The sequence below is a fragment of the Sphingomonas sp. YR710 genome (genome assembly GCF_900101455.1).
Classification (GTDB): Bacteria; Pseudomonadota; Alphaproteobacteria; order Sphingomonadales; family Sphingomonadaceae; genus Rhizorhabdus.
In genome coordinates, this window is the sequence record NZ_FMZJ01000002.1 from 357432 (window position 1) to 371882 (window position 14451).

Annotated in this window: 16 protein-coding genes; 4 read left to right on the forward strand and 12 right to left on the reverse strand. The window is 63.9% G+C overall.

All coding sequences use genetic code 11. The annotated features are described in order from the left end of the window. Nucleotides 1–2: 2 nt before the first annotated feature. The gene (gene leuS, locus BLS13_RS04150) at nt 3–2510 is read right to left on the reverse strand and encodes a leucine--tRNA ligase (RefSeq protein ID WP_093450009.1); all 2508 of its coding nucleotides are present in this window, start codon (nt 2508–2510) and stop codon (nt 3–5) included. 17 nt (nt 2511–2527) lie between these two features. Next, entirely contained in the window at nt 2528–2971 is a 444-nt protein-coding gene (locus BLS13_RS04155) for a DUF3576 domain-containing protein (RefSeq protein ID WP_093450010.1), read from the reverse strand. Nucleotides 2972–3181: 210 nt separating this feature from the next. Between BLS13_RS04155 and BLS13_RS04160 the strand changes: the two genes are divergently transcribed. Next, a complete protein-coding gene (locus BLS13_RS04160; protein WP_256325696.1) occupies nt 3182–3910 on the forward strand; it encodes a porin in 729 nt (242 codons plus the stop codon). A gap of 25 nt (nt 3911–3935) precedes the next feature. On the opposite strand, the gene BLS13_RS04165 is transcribed toward BLS13_RS04160, so the two are convergent. After that, the gene (locus tag BLS13_RS04165) at nt 3936–4433 is read right to left on the reverse strand and encodes a thiamine phosphate synthase (protein ID WP_093450011.1); all 498 of its coding nucleotides are present in this window, start codon (nt 4431–4433) and stop codon (nt 3936–3938) included. A 148-nt stretch (nt 4434–4581) separates the two neighbouring features. Between BLS13_RS04165 and BLS13_RS04170 the strand changes: the two genes are divergently transcribed. Next, the gene (locus BLS13_RS04170; protein WP_093450013.1) at nt 4582–5250 is read left to right on the forward strand and encodes a YggS family pyridoxal phosphate-dependent enzyme; all 669 of its coding nucleotides are present in this window, start codon (nt 4582–4584) and stop codon (nt 5248–5250) included. A 15-nt stretch (nt 5251–5265) separates the two neighbouring features. Here the strand turns inward: BLS13_RS04170 and BLS13_RS04175 are convergent, their stop codons facing one another. The 6 genes from BLS13_RS04175 to argH are packed head-to-tail and all read right to left on the reverse strand — an operon-like array spanning nt 5266 to nt 10745. Then, the gene (locus tag BLS13_RS04175) at nt 5266–6180 is read right to left on the reverse strand and encodes a zinc transporter ZntB (RefSeq protein WP_093450014.1); all 915 of its coding nucleotides are present in this window, start codon (nt 6178–6180) and stop codon (nt 5266–5268) included. Continuing rightward, nucleotides 6177–6944, reverse strand: coding sequence for a precorrin-2 dehydrogenase/sirohydrochlorin ferrochelatase family protein (locus BLS13_RS04180; protein WP_093450015.1), 768 nt, complete (start codon nt 6942–6944; stop codon nt 6177–6179). Before BLS13_RS04180 ends, BLS13_RS04175 begins: the two co-directional genes overlap by 4 nt. Nucleotides 6945–6966: 22 nt before the next feature. Further along, nucleotides 6967–7833 carry a UTP--glucose-1-phosphate uridylyltransferase GalU gene (gene galU, locus BLS13_RS04185; protein ID WP_093450016.1) on the reverse strand — a complete coding sequence of 289 codons (867 nt, stop codon included), beginning with the start codon at nt 7831–7833 and terminating at the stop codon, nt 6967–6969. After that, nucleotides 7830–9116 (reverse strand): diaminopimelate decarboxylase, encoded by a 1287-nt coding sequence (gene lysA / locus BLS13_RS04190; protein ID WP_093450018.1) that lies wholly within the window; start codon nt 9114–9116, stop codon nt 7830–7832. The genes galU and lysA overlap by 4 nt, the downstream gene beginning before the upstream one ends. A 10-nt stretch (nt 9117–9126) precedes the next feature. Next, entirely contained in the window at nt 9127–9372 is a 246-nt protein-coding gene (locus tag BLS13_RS04195) for a hypothetical protein (protein ID WP_093450019.1), read from the reverse strand. After that, nucleotides 9369–10745, reverse strand: coding sequence for an argininosuccinate lyase (gene argH / locus BLS13_RS04200; protein WP_093450020.1), 1377 nt, complete (start codon nt 10743–10745; stop codon nt 9369–9371). The genes BLS13_RS04195 and argH overlap by 4 nt, the downstream gene beginning before the upstream one ends. 16 nt (nt 10746–10761) lie before the next feature. On the opposite strand from argH, the gene BLS13_RS04205 reads away from it, so the two are divergent. Next, entirely contained in the window at nt 10762–11328 is a 567-nt protein-coding gene (locus tag BLS13_RS04205; protein ID WP_256325697.1) for a TlpA family protein disulfide reductase, read from the forward strand. Nucleotides 11329–11361: 33 nt separating this feature from the next. Then, nucleotides 11362–12153: a DODA-type extradiol aromatic ring-opening family dioxygenase gene (locus BLS13_RS04210; RefSeq protein ID WP_093450021.1), complete on the forward strand. Its 792-nt coding sequence runs from the start codon at nt 11362–11364 to the stop codon at nt 12151–12153. On the opposite strand, the gene BLS13_RS04215 is transcribed toward BLS13_RS04210, so the two are convergent. The 3 genes from BLS13_RS04215 to BLS13_RS04225 form a co-directional block, all read right to left on the reverse strand. Then, nucleotides 12133–12732: a DedA family protein gene (locus tag BLS13_RS04215; RefSeq protein WP_256325698.1), complete on the reverse strand. Its 600-nt coding sequence runs from the start codon at nt 12730–12732 to the stop codon at nt 12133–12135. The two genes, BLS13_RS04210 and BLS13_RS04215, sit on opposite strands and share 21 nt — an antisense overlap. A gap of 104 nt (nt 12733–12836) precedes the next feature. Continuing rightward, nucleotides 12837–13658 (reverse strand): 2,3,4,5-tetrahydropyridine-2,6-dicarboxylate N-succinyltransferase, encoded by an 822-nt coding sequence (gene dapD / locus BLS13_RS04220; protein ID WP_218123228.1) that lies wholly within the window; start codon nt 13656–13658, stop codon nt 12837–12839. Between the two features lie 5 nt (nt 13659–13663). Then, nucleotides 13664–14329 carry a pyrimidine 5'-nucleotidase gene (locus tag BLS13_RS04225; RefSeq protein WP_093450023.1) on the reverse strand — a complete coding sequence of 222 codons (666 nt, stop codon included), beginning with the start codon at nt 14327–14329 and terminating at the stop codon, nt 13664–13666. Nucleotides 14330–14451: the final 122 nt, after the last annotated feature.

The window sequence follows — 14451 nt, forward strand, 5'->3', positions numbered from 1 at the left end:
GTTCATGCGACGATATTGACCAGGCGATCGGGCACTACCACCACTTTCCGGGGGACGGCGCCGTCGAGCGAGCGGGCAATCTTGTCGGAGGCCATCGCCATCGCCTCCAGCACGTCGCGCGAACTGCCTTTGGGCGCCATCAACGTGTCCCGGAGCTTGCCGTTGACCTGTACCGCGATCGTCACTTCGTCGTCGATCAGCAGGGCCGGATCATGATCGGGCCACGCCGCATCGGCAACGAGGCCATCGGCCCCAAGGCGGGCCCAGGCATCCTCTGCCAGATGTGGGACCATCGGGGCGACCAGGCGAACCAGCGTCCGGCAGGCGGCATCGCGGCTGGCCGAGGGAGGCGCTTTCTCGATCGCATTGGCCAATTCATGGATCTTGGCGACCGCGCGGTTGAAGCCGAGCGCCTCAATATCGATCGCGATGCCTGCGATAGCGCGGTGCAGCTTGCGGTCGAGATCCTTATCCTCGCCGGTCGCGGGGTCGGCGGGCTCGGTGAGCCGCCACAGCCGGTGGATGAAGCGCCAGCACCCTTCGATACCGGACTCGCTCCACGGCAGATCGCGTTCGGGCGGACTGTCGGACAGCATGAACCAGCGCACCGAGTCGGCACCATATTGGTCGATGATCGGTCCCGGATCGACGGTATTCTTCTTCGATTTGGACATCTTCTCGACGCGGCCAACCGTTACCGGCTCGCCCGTCGCGATGATCTTGCCGTCGGAGACCTCATCCGGCCCCAACCAGATGCCCTCGGGCGACTTATAGGTCTCGTGGGTGACCATGCCCTGGGTGAACAGGCCGGTGAACGGCTCTGCGATGTCGATCTTGCCGATATGCTTGAGCGCCCGCGTCCAGAAACGCGCGTAGAGCAGGTGCAGGATCGCATGTTCGACCCCGCCGATATATTGGCCGACCGGCAGCCATTGCTCGGCAATCGCCTTGTCGAACGGCTGATCGGACGGGGCGCTGGCGAAGCGGATGAAATACCAGCTCGAATCGACGAAGGTATCGAGCGTGTCGGTCTCGCGCCGCGCGGGCTTGCCGCAGCTCGGGCAATCGACATGCTTCCACGTCGGGTGGCGATCGAGCGGGTTGCCGGGAATGTCGAAGCTGACATCCTCGGGCAGGATGACGGGCAATTGACCCTTGGGAACGCCGACCGGCCCGCAATCGTCGCAATGGATGATCGGGATCGGCGTGCCCCAGTAACGCTGGCGCGAAACGCCCCAGTCGCGCAGCCGCCACACGGTGGTTCCCTGGCCCCAGCCTTCGGCTTCGGCGCGCGCGATCACGGCGGCTTTGGCTTCCTCGATCGCCATGCCATCGAGGAAACGCGAATTCACGATCCGGCCGGGCCCGGTATAGGCCTCGTCATGGATCGGCGTGTCGGCGTCTTCGTCGCTCGGGGCGACCACGCGCGTGACCGGCAGTGCATATTTGCGCGCGAAATCGAGATCGCGCTGGTCGTGTGCGGGGCAGGCGAAGATCGCGCCGGTGCCATATTCCATCAGCACGAAGTTCGCGACGAACAAGGGCAGCCGCCATTCGGGATCGAACGGATGCGCGACCGTCAGCCCAGTGTCATAGCCCTTCTTCTCGGCGGTCTCGATATCGGCGGCGGCGGTGCCGGTGCGCTTGCACTCCTGCACGAACGCCGCGAGATCGGCATTGTCGGCGGCCAGTGCGGCCGCAATCGGATGATCGGCGGCGATCGCGGCAAAGCTCGCGCCAAAGATCGTGTCGGGCCGCGTCGTGAACACGTCGAAGCTGGTCGTTTCGCCTACCGGCCGATCGAGCTGGAAGGTGAAGCGCATGCCCTGCGACTTGCCGATCCAGTTTTCCTGCATCGTCCGGACCTTTTCGGGCCACTGGTCGAGCGTCTTCAGGCCTTCGAGCAGGTCGTCGGCGAAATCGGTGATCTTCAGGAACCACTGGCTGAGCTTGCGCCGCTCGACGAGCGCGCCCGATCGCCAGCCGCGGCCGTCGATCACCTGCTCGTTGGCGAGCACGGTCATGTCGACCGGATCCCAGTTGACCGCGGATTCCTTGCGATAGACGAGACCGGCCGCGTAGAGATCGAGGAACAAAGCCTGTTCCTGGCCATAATAATCGGGCTCGCAGGTGGCGAGCTCGCGGCTCCAGTCGAGCGCGAAACCGAGCCGCTTCAGCTGCTCGCGCATTGCCGCGATATTGGCGCGCGTCCAGTCGCCCGGATGCACCTTCTTTTCCATCGCGGCATTTTCGGCGGGCATGCCGAACGCGTCCCAGCCCATCGGGTGGAGCACTTCATAGCCACGCATCCGCCGGAAACGGGCGAGGACATCGCCCATCGTATAGTTGCGGACATGGCCCATATGGATGCGCCCCGATGGATAGGGGAACATTTCCAGCACATAGCTGCGCGGTTTGGGGCTGTCGTCGGAGGCGTGGAACGTGCCCCTTTCTTCCCAAATCGCCTGCCAGTGCGCGTCGGCCTTATGATGGTTGAAACGCGCGTTCATAAGAGATGAGTCAGCTTTCAGCCTGTAACGGTGGAGCGGCGCAGATCGCGCGCCTTGGTCAGGATGATATCCTCGAGTTTCTGCGCCGTCGCTGCCTGGACGGCGGCATCGACCCACTGGCCGTTGGCCAGCACCTGGCGGACCGGCGCCACACGCACCGCATCGGCACGCAGATCCTGATCGAGGATCGTCACGGTCAGCTTCATGCGCTCGGCCGGCTGGTTCGGATTCACATACCAGTCGGTCACGATCACGCCGCCGTTCGAATCGGTCTGCAGAAGGGGCATGAACGAAAGCGTGTCGAGCGCAGCCTTCCACAGATAGGCGTTGACGCCGATGGTCGTGGTCTTCGACGCAGCAATGTCGGATGCGAGCTGCGCCTTATGCTTTCCGCCATGGCTGCAGGCGCCGAGCGTGGCGACAAGAGCGAGGGCGATCGCGGTGCGGGCCGGGCTATTCATGCAGTCGATCCTCGGGAATTTCGGTCAGGTGGCGCCGTTATAGTTGCTCCGCTTGAGCCCGCAAGCCCAAGGGCCGGGACGATGCGGCGCAAGGCCATTTGGTGCGTTGTGGGGATTCTGCAACACGCGGATAAAATTAGGGAAGATGGCTGGAAACCGGGCGAACCCGCGTGCTAGTGCCAAGGCAGATACAAGAATGAGTCGTGCAGGATGATGAACAAGGGGGTTACAAGATGGCTGGTTGGCGCCGCTGCGGCTGCGTCGATCATGTCGCTTGCCCCAATAACGTCATTGGCCGCCAAGACACCGGAATATAAAGCGAAATCTTCTCACAAGCGGGTGGGAAGCATCGGTTTCTTCACGCCGGCGGCATCGGACGCCCGGCGCGCCGCTTTGTTCGGCCGCGTCGGCGTCGACTTCAACGATACGAGTTTTCGTTTCACGCCGTCGGGCGGCGGTGGCCGTCGCGCCGTCACCGTAGCGATTCGCGCGCGGGCCACGACCAAGGCGGGCGCGGAGCGGACCGCTGCCGTGATGGTCAACAGTGCACCGATCGGATCGGGATTCGAACCGTCGGCCTATAGCCTTGGCGCGTCGGTGGGCTGGAAGCATTTTGCGCTGGCCGGCGATGTGACGCGGATCGATGGTGGATTGTCGACCGTCAATCATGAGCTGGCCGATGTCGGGCTGAGCTATACCGGTGCGAAGTGGAGCACGCGGCTGTTGCTGGGCGCCGAACGCGTTTCCGGCATATCGCCGGAGATTACGGGCCCGGATCGGACGATGTCGGTCGATCTGGCCGGCTCTTATTCGCTGACCAGCAATCTCGAGCTGAGCGGCGGCGTGCGGTACAAAACGCAGCGCGAACGGCAGGAGCTGACGAACGACATGCGTCGTGACAGCCAGGCCATCTATGTCGGGACAGCCTTCCGCTTCTGATCGTTCGGGCGGCGTGGCACCAGGGCTACGACTTATCGGAACCCCATGCATCGATTGCGGCCCATCCATAAGCGCCGATCCGGGCCGTCTGTCGTGCGCGATGTTTCGTCATGCCACCCAGCGCGATCACCGGTTTGGCGGTGGCGCGGCATAAGCGGGCCAGACGCATCAGCCCCAAAGGGGCTTTTCCGGGGTGCGAGCGGGTCGGAAAGATCGGCGATATCAGGATAGCGGCAGCGCCCGATCGCTCGGCGGCGCGGAGTTCCTTGATGTCGTGTGCCGAAGCCGTCCCAAATCGTGGTGGGCCACTCCGACGATGATGCGTTCCATCGGCGCGCAAGCGGGTGTCGATCCCCGCGACCAGCAACATGAGCCCGCGCCGCCGCGCTTGTGCACGCAATCGGACGAACAGTACGGATCGTTCCGGCTCGCAGGTCGCATGGTGGCGAAAGATGATTCCGGCGCCCTTCGGGAGGCGTGGCAAGGAGGCCCACAGACCTTCACCTTGCCGCTCGTCCGTCATCAGCCAGATGCTGGGGAAGGAACGGGGTGACCGAAGCGATGGTTTGCTCGCTGGGCGGACCCGCGAGGGAGTCAAAGTGGCCTTGGGGAGCAAAGAAACCTGCGCCTTCTGTTTGTCATCCGCATAATTTGCCGCTTATAGCGCGGCCATGCCGATTATCGATCCTTCCGCCGCTTTGCTCGCCGATATTCGGAGCCGGATTGCCCGCGCGGCACATCTTTCTGATCGTGATCCCTCCGATGTCACGCTGATCGCGATTTCCAAGACCCAGCCGATCGAAACGATTCGGCCGCTCATCGATGCGGGTCAGACGGTCTTCGGCGAAAATCGCGTTCAGGAGGCGCAGACGAAATGGCCCGATCTGCGCGTTGGCCGCGCGCTCAGGCTGCATCTCGTCGGGCAGCTGCAATCGAACAAGGCCGCCGAAGCCATCGCCTTGTTCGACGCGATTCATTCGGTCGATCGTCCGTCGTTGATCGATGCGCTGGCGCGGGCGATGGACAAGGGAGATCGTCGTCCCGATTGCTTCATTCAGGTCAATATCGGCGATGAGGATCAGAAGGGTGGCTGTGCGATCGATGCGCTGCCGGCGATTCTCGCTCGGGCCCGCGATGCGGGCTTGCCCATCGTCGGTCTGATGGCCGTGCCACCGCTCGATGTCGAACCGGCGCCCTATTTCGCGCTTCTGGCCAAGCTCGCGCGCCGCCATGAGCTCGCCGGGCTCAGCATGGGGATGTCGGGCGATTTCGAGACCGCTGTGATGCTGGGCGCGACGCATGTGCGGGTAGGAACGGCGCTTTTCGGCGCGCGGCGTTGATCCTTACCGTCGATCTCAGCCTTTGAACCAGCGCGCCAGCGCGAAATACAGTGTGATCACCACCGCGATCGCCAGGCAGGTCGCGGTTACCGCGCCGAACGCCCAGGGTTCGTGGGCAAAGGGTATGCCGTCGACATTCATGCCCAGCAGCCCGGTCAGGAAGGTCAGCGGGAGGAATACCAGCGCGACGATCGCGATGACGAGCGATCGCTGATCGATCTTCTCCGATCGCATATCGCTGATCTGCTCGTGCAGCAGCGCCGATCGTTCGCGGATCGCCTCCAATTCCTCACCCATGCGCGCGAAGCGATCCGCAGCTTCGCGCAGGTGGATGCGGTCGTCATCCTCGATCCAGGCGGTCTGGAGCGCTGACATATCCTCCAGCGCCTGCCGCTGCGGTACGATGAACCGGCGATAGCTGATGGCCTTCGATCGTGCCTGTGCGATCTCACGGCGCATCACAAAGCCGCCTTCTTCGGACAGGGTCACCTCGCAATCATCGACCTTGTCGCCCAGTTCGGCGACAACCGGATCGAGCTGATGGGTGATCTTCATCGCCAGCGCGGCGATCAGGTCGCCCGGATCGCGAAACTCATTGTCGCGCATCCGATCGCGCATGTCTTCGATACCCGCCAGGGTTCGGAACGTTACCGAGATCACCCGGCCGGGCTCCGCCCACAACCGGATCGAGACAAGCGCATCGCCATCATCGTCCTCGACCTCGCGCAGGCCGCGCAGGTTGATGATCGTGCCCTCGCGCAACGGCTGGCACCGCGGCCGCGTTTCGACGGCCGTCAAGGCGAAGCGCGCGGTTTCGGGCAGGCCCTCCTGCTTGTCGAGCCACTCCATCATATGCTGGTCGCGCCCGTCGAGATGATCCCAGGCGAAGGCATCCTCATGATGTTTACCGATATGCCAGCAGCCGTTCATGCCCACTCCAGCCTGATCGAAAGCCCCGGCTCCCCGCCACCGATCGTCGGGGATGCCATGATACGCGCGGCATCGGCCCGCGCACGATCGAGGATCGCGGCGGGCATGTCGGCAGCATGATAGATTCGATCGGCCTGCCCCAGCAGCCGGGCCTCGCGAATCGTGAGATCGTCTGGATCGGCCGATCGCAGCGCAATCGTCACGCAGCGATCGGGCGTGGCCTGCCAGTTCCCGGACAGCCAGGATTCGACGCGGGTTATGGCTTCGGGATCCTCGGGATCAAGGAGCCCTGCCGTCGCGAGCGCAGCGTCGATCGCGTGGCGCCGATCCGTGGCGTCGGGCCATTGCCGGCGGATCAGGGGACGCGCGGCGAACAACGCATCGGCCAGCTCTCCGAGCCGGCTAGGCAGCAACGCTTCGAGCCGCTGTCGCAAGACCTTGGCCAGTCCAGCCGATCGGCCGCCGGTGCCGATGGCGATCAACACGGGATCGCGATCGACGATCGCCGGCAAGGTGAAGTCGCACAAGGCCGGCCGGTCGACGACGTTGACCAGAATCGAGCGATGCCTGAGTCGCTCCGCAGCATCGGTTGCAGCTTTATCGTCGTCGAGTGCGACGATCGCCAGATTTGCGGGCTCCACTTCGGCGACAATGATCGCGCCCGCGCGGTGGAGCAGGCGGCGCTTGGCATGGGCGGCCTCGCCATCGCCGATCACGATTACGGGACGTCCGGTGAGGTTCAGGAAGATCGGCAGACTGTGCATCCGCGTCGTCTCCCGCCTCGCTTCAGAGTGTCTTCATGAAGGCGCGGATCGAATCCGAAATATCATCACGCTCGAGTGCGAGTGCCAGATTGGCCTGGATGAATCCTGCCTTATCGCCGCAATCGTGCCGATCGCCGGTAAAGGTCTGGGCATGGAAGGGTTGCTGACCGATCAGCTTCGCCATCGCATCGGTCAGCTGGATTTCGCCGCCTGCGCCGCGTTCGCCACGCGCCAGCAGCGGGAAGATATCGGGCTGCAGGATATAGCGGCCGATGACCGCCAGCCGCGACGGTGCGGTGCCGGCCGCGGGCTTTTCGACAAGGCCTTTCACTTCGGTGACAAGGCCGTCGACCGTCCCCGGATCGACAATGCCGTAGCGATGGGTGTGATCGGCGGGGACTTCGAGCACGGCGATGACGTTGCCGCCCTTCGCCTCATAGGTTTCCGTCATTTGCGCCAGACACGGCGATTTCGGATTCCACAGCAATTCGTCGGGCAGCAGCACCGCAAACGGTTCGTCCCCGATCAGGTCGCGTGCGCAGGCGACGGCATGGCCGAGGCCGAGCATCTGCTGCTGCCGGATGAAAACCGCGCCGCCGGCCGGTAGCCGGGTGCCGTCGAGCAGGCGCAGCGTATCGCGCTTGCCCTTGTCGATCAGGTCGCGCTCGATTTCATAGGCTTCGTCGAAATAATCCTCGATCGCGCCTTTGTTGCGGCCGGTTACGAAGATCATCTGCTCGATACCGGCGGCCTTTGCCTCATCGACGGCATATTGGATCAGCGGGCGATCGACGACCGGGAGCATCTCCTTCGGGACAGCCTTGGTCGCAGGCAGGAAGCGCGTGCCGAAGCCGGCAACTGGAAAGATAGCCTTGCGAACCCGCTTCATGCTTGCTCCTCTTCGATCCAGGGCGGCAATGTGTCGCCCGCTATCAATGCCTCGATCGGCTGTCGGCCTCGCACTATCGCCCATTTGTTACCGGAAACCAGAACCTCCGGGGTCAGGGCTCGCGAATTATAGGTATTGGCCATCGTCGCGCCATAGGCGCCCGCGGTCATGAACGTGACGAGATCGTCAGCCTTCACAACGTCCATCTGCCGCTTTTTGGCGAAGGTGTCACCGCTTTCGCAGATCGGCCCGACGATGTTCGCGGTCATTTTGTCGCCATTCGGGGTGACGCTGCGGATATCGTGCCAGGCATCGTAGAGGCTGGGTCGCATCAGATCGTTCATCGCCGCATCGACGATCACGAACGGGTCGGTGACCCCGGGTTTGACCCGGATGACCTGCGACAGCAGCACGCCGGCATTGCCGACGATCACCCGGCCCGGCTCGAACACGAGCCGCACATTCCATCCCGCGGTAACTTCCGCCACCATCGCGCCATAGGCATCGGGCAAAGGCGGAATGGGCTTGGTCGGATCATAAGGCACGCCCAGCCCGCCGCCGAGATCGGCGGTGGTGATCCGGTGTCCCGCGGCACGCAGATCGGCGATCAGCGTACCGACCCGCTCGAACGCCGCGCGCGATGGGCCAAGATCGGTCAACTGGCTGCCGATATGGACGGCAACGCCCTGCACCGCGAGGCCCGGCAGTGCGGCCGCACGGGCATAAGCCGCCATCGCACGATCATAAGCGACGCCGAATTTGTCTTCGGATCCGCCGGTCGAGATCTTGGCATGGGTGCCGGCGACGACATTCGGATTGACGCGGAACGCCACCGGCGCGCGCAGCCCCATCGCGACGGCCACTTCGGAAAGCATTTCCGCTTCGGGTTCGGATTCGATGTTGAACTGGAAAATGCCGTTTTCCAGCGCCAGCCGCATTTCGGTGGCGGTCTTGCCGACACCCGAAAAGACGATCTTGCCGGCATCGATGCCCGCTGCCAGCGCGCGCAGCAGCTCGCCGCCCGAAACGACATCGGCGCCGAGACCCGCGCCGGCCAGGGTGGCCAGCACGGCACGGTTGGGGTTGGCCTTCACGGCAAAGGCAATCAGCGGGCCATGCGGGCCCGATTCCACATTGGCGAGCGCGGCCTTGAACACCGCGACATGGCGCTCGATCGTCGCGGTCGAATAAACATAGACGGGCGTGCCGACGGCTTCGGCGATCGCGGGCAGCGCGACGTCCTCGGCGTGAAGCACGCCGTGCTTCAGGGTGAAATGGTCCATAAGTGTGCGATCAGCCTGGAGGAGGGAGGTCGAACCGGTCGTCGGGCCGGACCTGCGATTTGGTCAACACGTCGTCGCTGCGCGCCGGACGGGTTTCGGTTGGCGGCTTGAGCAGCGCGTCGACGTCCGGCTGGGAGGCCGCGGTCAACGGCTTGGGCGGGAGCATATGGCCCGTCGCCGGCTTCAGCGTCTCCTGCTTGCCGCAACCCGTAAGCGCGATCAGGGCGAGCGCGCCCAGCGCGGCGATTGTCTTCATGGTGCCGTCTCCAAAGCCACCAGCGCCTCGGCGATCCGGGCACGCACCTGTTCGGGCGCGGTGCCGCCATGGCTGCAGCGGCTGGCGACCGATGCATCGACTGACAATGCCCCATAGACGCGCTCATCGATCCGCGGATCGATCGCCTTCAACGCATCGATCGGCAATTCGCCCAGCGCCAGGCCCTCATGCTCGGCCAGCTTGACCGCGGTGCCGGTGATATGGTGCGCTTCGCGGAACGGGATATCGGCGATTCGGACCAGCCAGTCGGCCAGATCGGTCGCGGTCGAAAAGCCGGCCTCGGCCGCGGCGCGCAGCCGGGGGACGTTGAACGTCACCGTCTCGATCATGCCGGTCATCGCCGCGATCGACAGCGCGAGCAGGTCGTGTGCCTCGAATACCGGCGGCTTATCGTCCTGCATGTCCTTCGAATACGCGAGCGGCAGGCCCTTCATCGTCATGGTCAGCGCCATCATGCAGCCGGCGATCCGCCCCGAATGGCCGCGCACCAGCTCGGCCGCGTCGGGGTTGCGCTTCTGCGGCATGATCGATGAGCCGGTCGAATAGGCATCGGGCAGCGAGATGAAGCCGTAAGGCTGGCTCGCCCAGATGATGAATTCCTCGGCCAGCCGCGACAGATGGAGGCTCAGCTGGGTCGCCGCCATCAGATAATCGAGCGCGAAATCGCGATCGGAAACCGAATCGAGCGAATTGGCGGTCGGCCCGTCAAACCCGAGCGCCGCTGCCGTTGCCTCGCGATCGATCGGGAAGCCGGTGCCGGCGAGCGCAGCCGCGCCGAGCGGGCAGCGGTTGAGCCGGGCTCGGGCATCGGCGAAGCGGCTGCGATCGCGCGCGATCATCTCATAATAGGCCATCAGATGGTGGCCGAGCGTCACCGGCTGGGCGACCTGCAAATGGGTGAAGCCCGGCATCACGCTCGCGGCATGTTCGCCGGCGCGCGTGACGAGCGCCATCTGCAGCGCGGCCAAAGCGGCGTCGACGCCATCCATGGCATCGCGCACCCACAATTTGAAATCGGTCGCGACCTGGTCGTTGCGCGACCGCGCGGTGTGCAGCCGGCCCGCGGCCGGGCCGATCAGTTCGGCCAGCCGGGTTTCGGTGGCCATGTGAATATCTTCGAGGGCCAGATCGACCGGTACGCCGTGCTCACGATATTCGCCGTGAATCGTGGCCAGCCCGTCGGCGATTGCGGATGCATCGGCCTGCGAAACGATGCCCTGTTTGGCCAACATTGCGACATGCGCCTGCGAGCCGGCAATATCCTGCTGCCAAAGTCGCTTGTCGAAGGGTATGGAGGCGTTAATTTCACGCATCACCGCGGCGGGCCCTTCAGCGAAGCGCCCTCCCCACATTTTGTTGGAGTCTTCCGTGCGGCCGCTAATCGTCCTGCTCCTCGCAATCCCACTGGCCGCCTGCGATAGTAAACCCGCAAGCTCGCCGCAAGGCGGCGTCCCCGCCGAATCGGTCGGCACGGTCGATATCGCCAGCCGTGGCAAGGAAATGCCGGCTATTCCCTTCACAGCGCCACAGGGCGGCCCGGCCACGCTCAGCCAGTTTCGCGGCAAGCCGCTGATGGTCAACCTGTGGGCGACCTGGTGCGCGCCGTGCGTCGCCGAGATGCCGACGCTGGACGGTCTCGCCAAGCGCGAAGGCGATCGGGTCCGCCTGATCGTCGTCAGCCAGGATCTGGAGGGTGCGAAGGTCGTCACGCCCTTCTTCAAGGCGAAGGGATTCACCACCCTGCAGCCCTATCTCGATCAGCAGAATGTGCTGATGCAGGCTTTGCGCACCGAAACGCTGCCCACCACCGTCTTTTACGATGCGAAAGGCAAGGAGCAGTGGCGTGTGCTGGGTGCGATGGACTGGAATGGCGACAGGGCGAAGAAACTGATCGATGATGCGTTGAACCCACCGACCGCGGCCACCACATCCTGATCGCCGCGCGTTTCCCGTGCGGAGGAGATCCTCATGACCGTTCGCCAGCCGACCCTGTTCATCCCGCATGGCGGCGGTCCCTGCTTTTTCATGGACGATCCCGCCGGCCGGTGGACGGGTATGGCCGCCTTCCTCCGCAGCCTGCCCGATCGGTTGCCGGCCCGGCCCGATGCGATCCTGCTGGTGTCGGGGCATTGGGAGACCGAAGGTTTCGCGTTCACGGCGAGCCCGCAGCCGCCGTTGATCTACGATTATTACGGGTTTCCGCCGCACACCTATGATCTGCGCTACGACGCGCCCGGCGATCCGGGGCTTGCCGGGCGCGCAAGTGCGCTGTTGACCGGTGCCGGCATGGCTGCAGCGATCGACCCCACACGCGGGCTCGATCATGGCGTGTTCGTGCCCCTGAAGGTGGCGTGGCCCGATGCCGATGTGCCGGTGGTCGAAATGTCGGTCGATCGGGGGCTCGATCCCCGGCTTCATCTCGAAGCCGGGCGCGCATTGGCGCCGCTGCGCGACCAGAATGTGCTGATCGTCGGATCGGGCATGAGCTATCACAATATGCGCGGTTATGGTGATCCGCGTTCGACGCCGCCGTCGCAGGCGTTCGACCGTTGGCTGGTCGCCGCTGTCGAGGCCGATGCCGGCGCGCGGGCTGACCTGCTCACGCATTGGGCCGAGGCACCCGGCGGGCGTTCGTCGCACCCGCGCGAGGAGCATCTGATACCGCTGATGGTCGCTGCCGGCGCTGGCGATGGAACGGGCAAGCAGATCTATGGCGAGAAGGTTCTCGAAACGGCGATCTCAGGCTTCCGCTTCGATTGACCGTTCGATCGCGCGCCGGCGCCGGTGCCATTGCCACAGCTTCCAGATCAGGAAGCAGGTTCCCGGGATCGGCAACGCGATCAGAATCTGGTTCTTGTAGGGGGCAAGCGCATCGAGCATCCGATCGACGGTCGGGCCGAACAGGTAGCCGATGGTGGTGAATATCGCTGACCATATCAGGGCGGCAAAGGCGTTCAGCGAGGCAAATCGCCTGAACGGGACATGCGTCAGACCCAGCGCGATCGGGCTTACGGTGCGCAGCCCGTACAGGAAACGAAAGACGATGATGTAGGCGGTTGGGTAGCGCTCGATGAACGCCATCGCCTTGGCAAAGGCGGGGCGGTGGCGCGCGCGCGCCACGAACGGCCGATCACGGAAGCGCCGGCCGATCTGGAAGAACATCTCATCAGCCAGAAAGGCGCCGAACGCGGTTGCCAGCCAGGCAGCCCACAGCGGCATGACGCCGCGATGGGCAAGCACACCGCCGGCAATCGCGGCGGATTCGCCTTCGAACCCCGCCCACAATATGATCGCGACCGGGCCGTAATCCTGCAGATATTGCCCGAATGTCGTCATCATGCCCCCGCGCGCCGGCCGATGCCGAAACGCGATTCGCATTGGTAACCAATTCGGTTGCCGGCGCCATTCAATTCCTCCCCGAGGAAACTCGGGTGGGAATTACCTCAGTCGCGCAGCAATTCGTTGATTCCGGTCTTCGATCGGGTCTGGGCATCGACCCGCTTGACGATCACCGCGCAATAGAGGCCCGGGCCGCCATCCTTGCCGGGCAGGGTGCCAGGCACGACCACCGAATAGCTCGGCACGCGGCCGATGAAGATCTCCCCGGTCGCGCGATCGACGATCTTGGTCGACGCGCCGAGATAGACGCCCATCGACAGCACCGCGCCCTCCTCGACAATCACGCCTTCGGCGACTTCGGAACGCGCGCCGATAAAGCAATTATCCTCGATCACTACCGGGCCGGCCTGCAGCGGCTCAAGCACGCCACCGATGCCGACGCCGCCCGACAGATGGACGTTCTTGCCGATCTGCGCGCAACTGCCGACCGTCGTCCAGGTATCGACCATCGTGCCTTCGTCAACAAAGGCGCCAAGATTGACGAAGCTGGGCATCAGCACCACGCCCTTGGCGATATGCGCGCCGCGGCGCACGATCGATCCGGGTACCGCACGGAAGCCGGCGCTGCGGAAATTCGCCTCGCCCCAACCCGCAAATTTGGACGGTACCTTGTCCCACCAGCTTGTGCTGCCCGATCCGCCGGGAATCAGCTCCATGTCGTTGAGCCGGAACGAGAGCAGGACAGCTTTCTTCAGCCACTGGTTGACGGTCCAGGCACCATCGGATTTCTCGGCGACGCGCATCGTTCCGGCGTCGAGCGCGGCCAGCGCATCGTTCACCGCTTCGCGAATCTCGCCGGTTGTCGCGAAACCGATTGCGTCGCGATCGTCCCAAGCCTGTTCTATCACTGCCTGAAGATCGGCCATTCCCGTCATTCCCCTAAGATCTGGTGGAGCCAATGGCCCACGTCGCTGATTTCAAAATCGATGAAGCTGCGATCGGCATCGCGCGTCGCCTGTTCCGATCCGTTGTTCACCCATACCGTCGTCATGCCGATCGCCTTGGCCGGCTTCAGATTGCGGGCCATATCCTCGACGAAGAGGGCTGTCGCCGGATCGACGTTCAACGCCTTTGTCATGCTGTCATAGCTCGCTGCATGCGGCTTCGGCTGATAGGCGCAGGCGTGAATGTCGTGAATGGCCTCGAAGCTCTTCGACAGGCCGAGCTTCTCGAGCACGCGACTCGCATAATTGGCGTCGCCGTTTGTGAAGACCAGTTTCCGGCCGGGCAGGCGGGCGACTGCCTCGATGAGTCGCCGATCCTCCTCCAGGGCATCCATTTCGACGTCATGAACGAAGTCGAGGAACTCATGCGGGTCGATTCGGTGGTTCCGCATCAATCCGGAGAGCGTCGTGCCATGTTCATGAAATAAATTTTTCTGGATGCGGTGGGCCTCTTCGGCACTGCACCCCAACAGGCGCTGCACATACATACCCATCCTGACGTCGATCAGCCCGAAAAGGTCTGCCGACGCAGGATAAAGTGTGTTGTCCAGATCGAAGATCCAGCTCTCGATATGGCTAAGCGCAGGCAGCATGATCGGTGCGGCCTAGTCGCTAAAATGCGCAATCGCAACCAATTGGTAACCATTCCCGTTCATGCTTAAGGTCGCCGGTTTCCGCGACATTAAGCGATTCTTTAGCGCCCTTCGGCATGCTG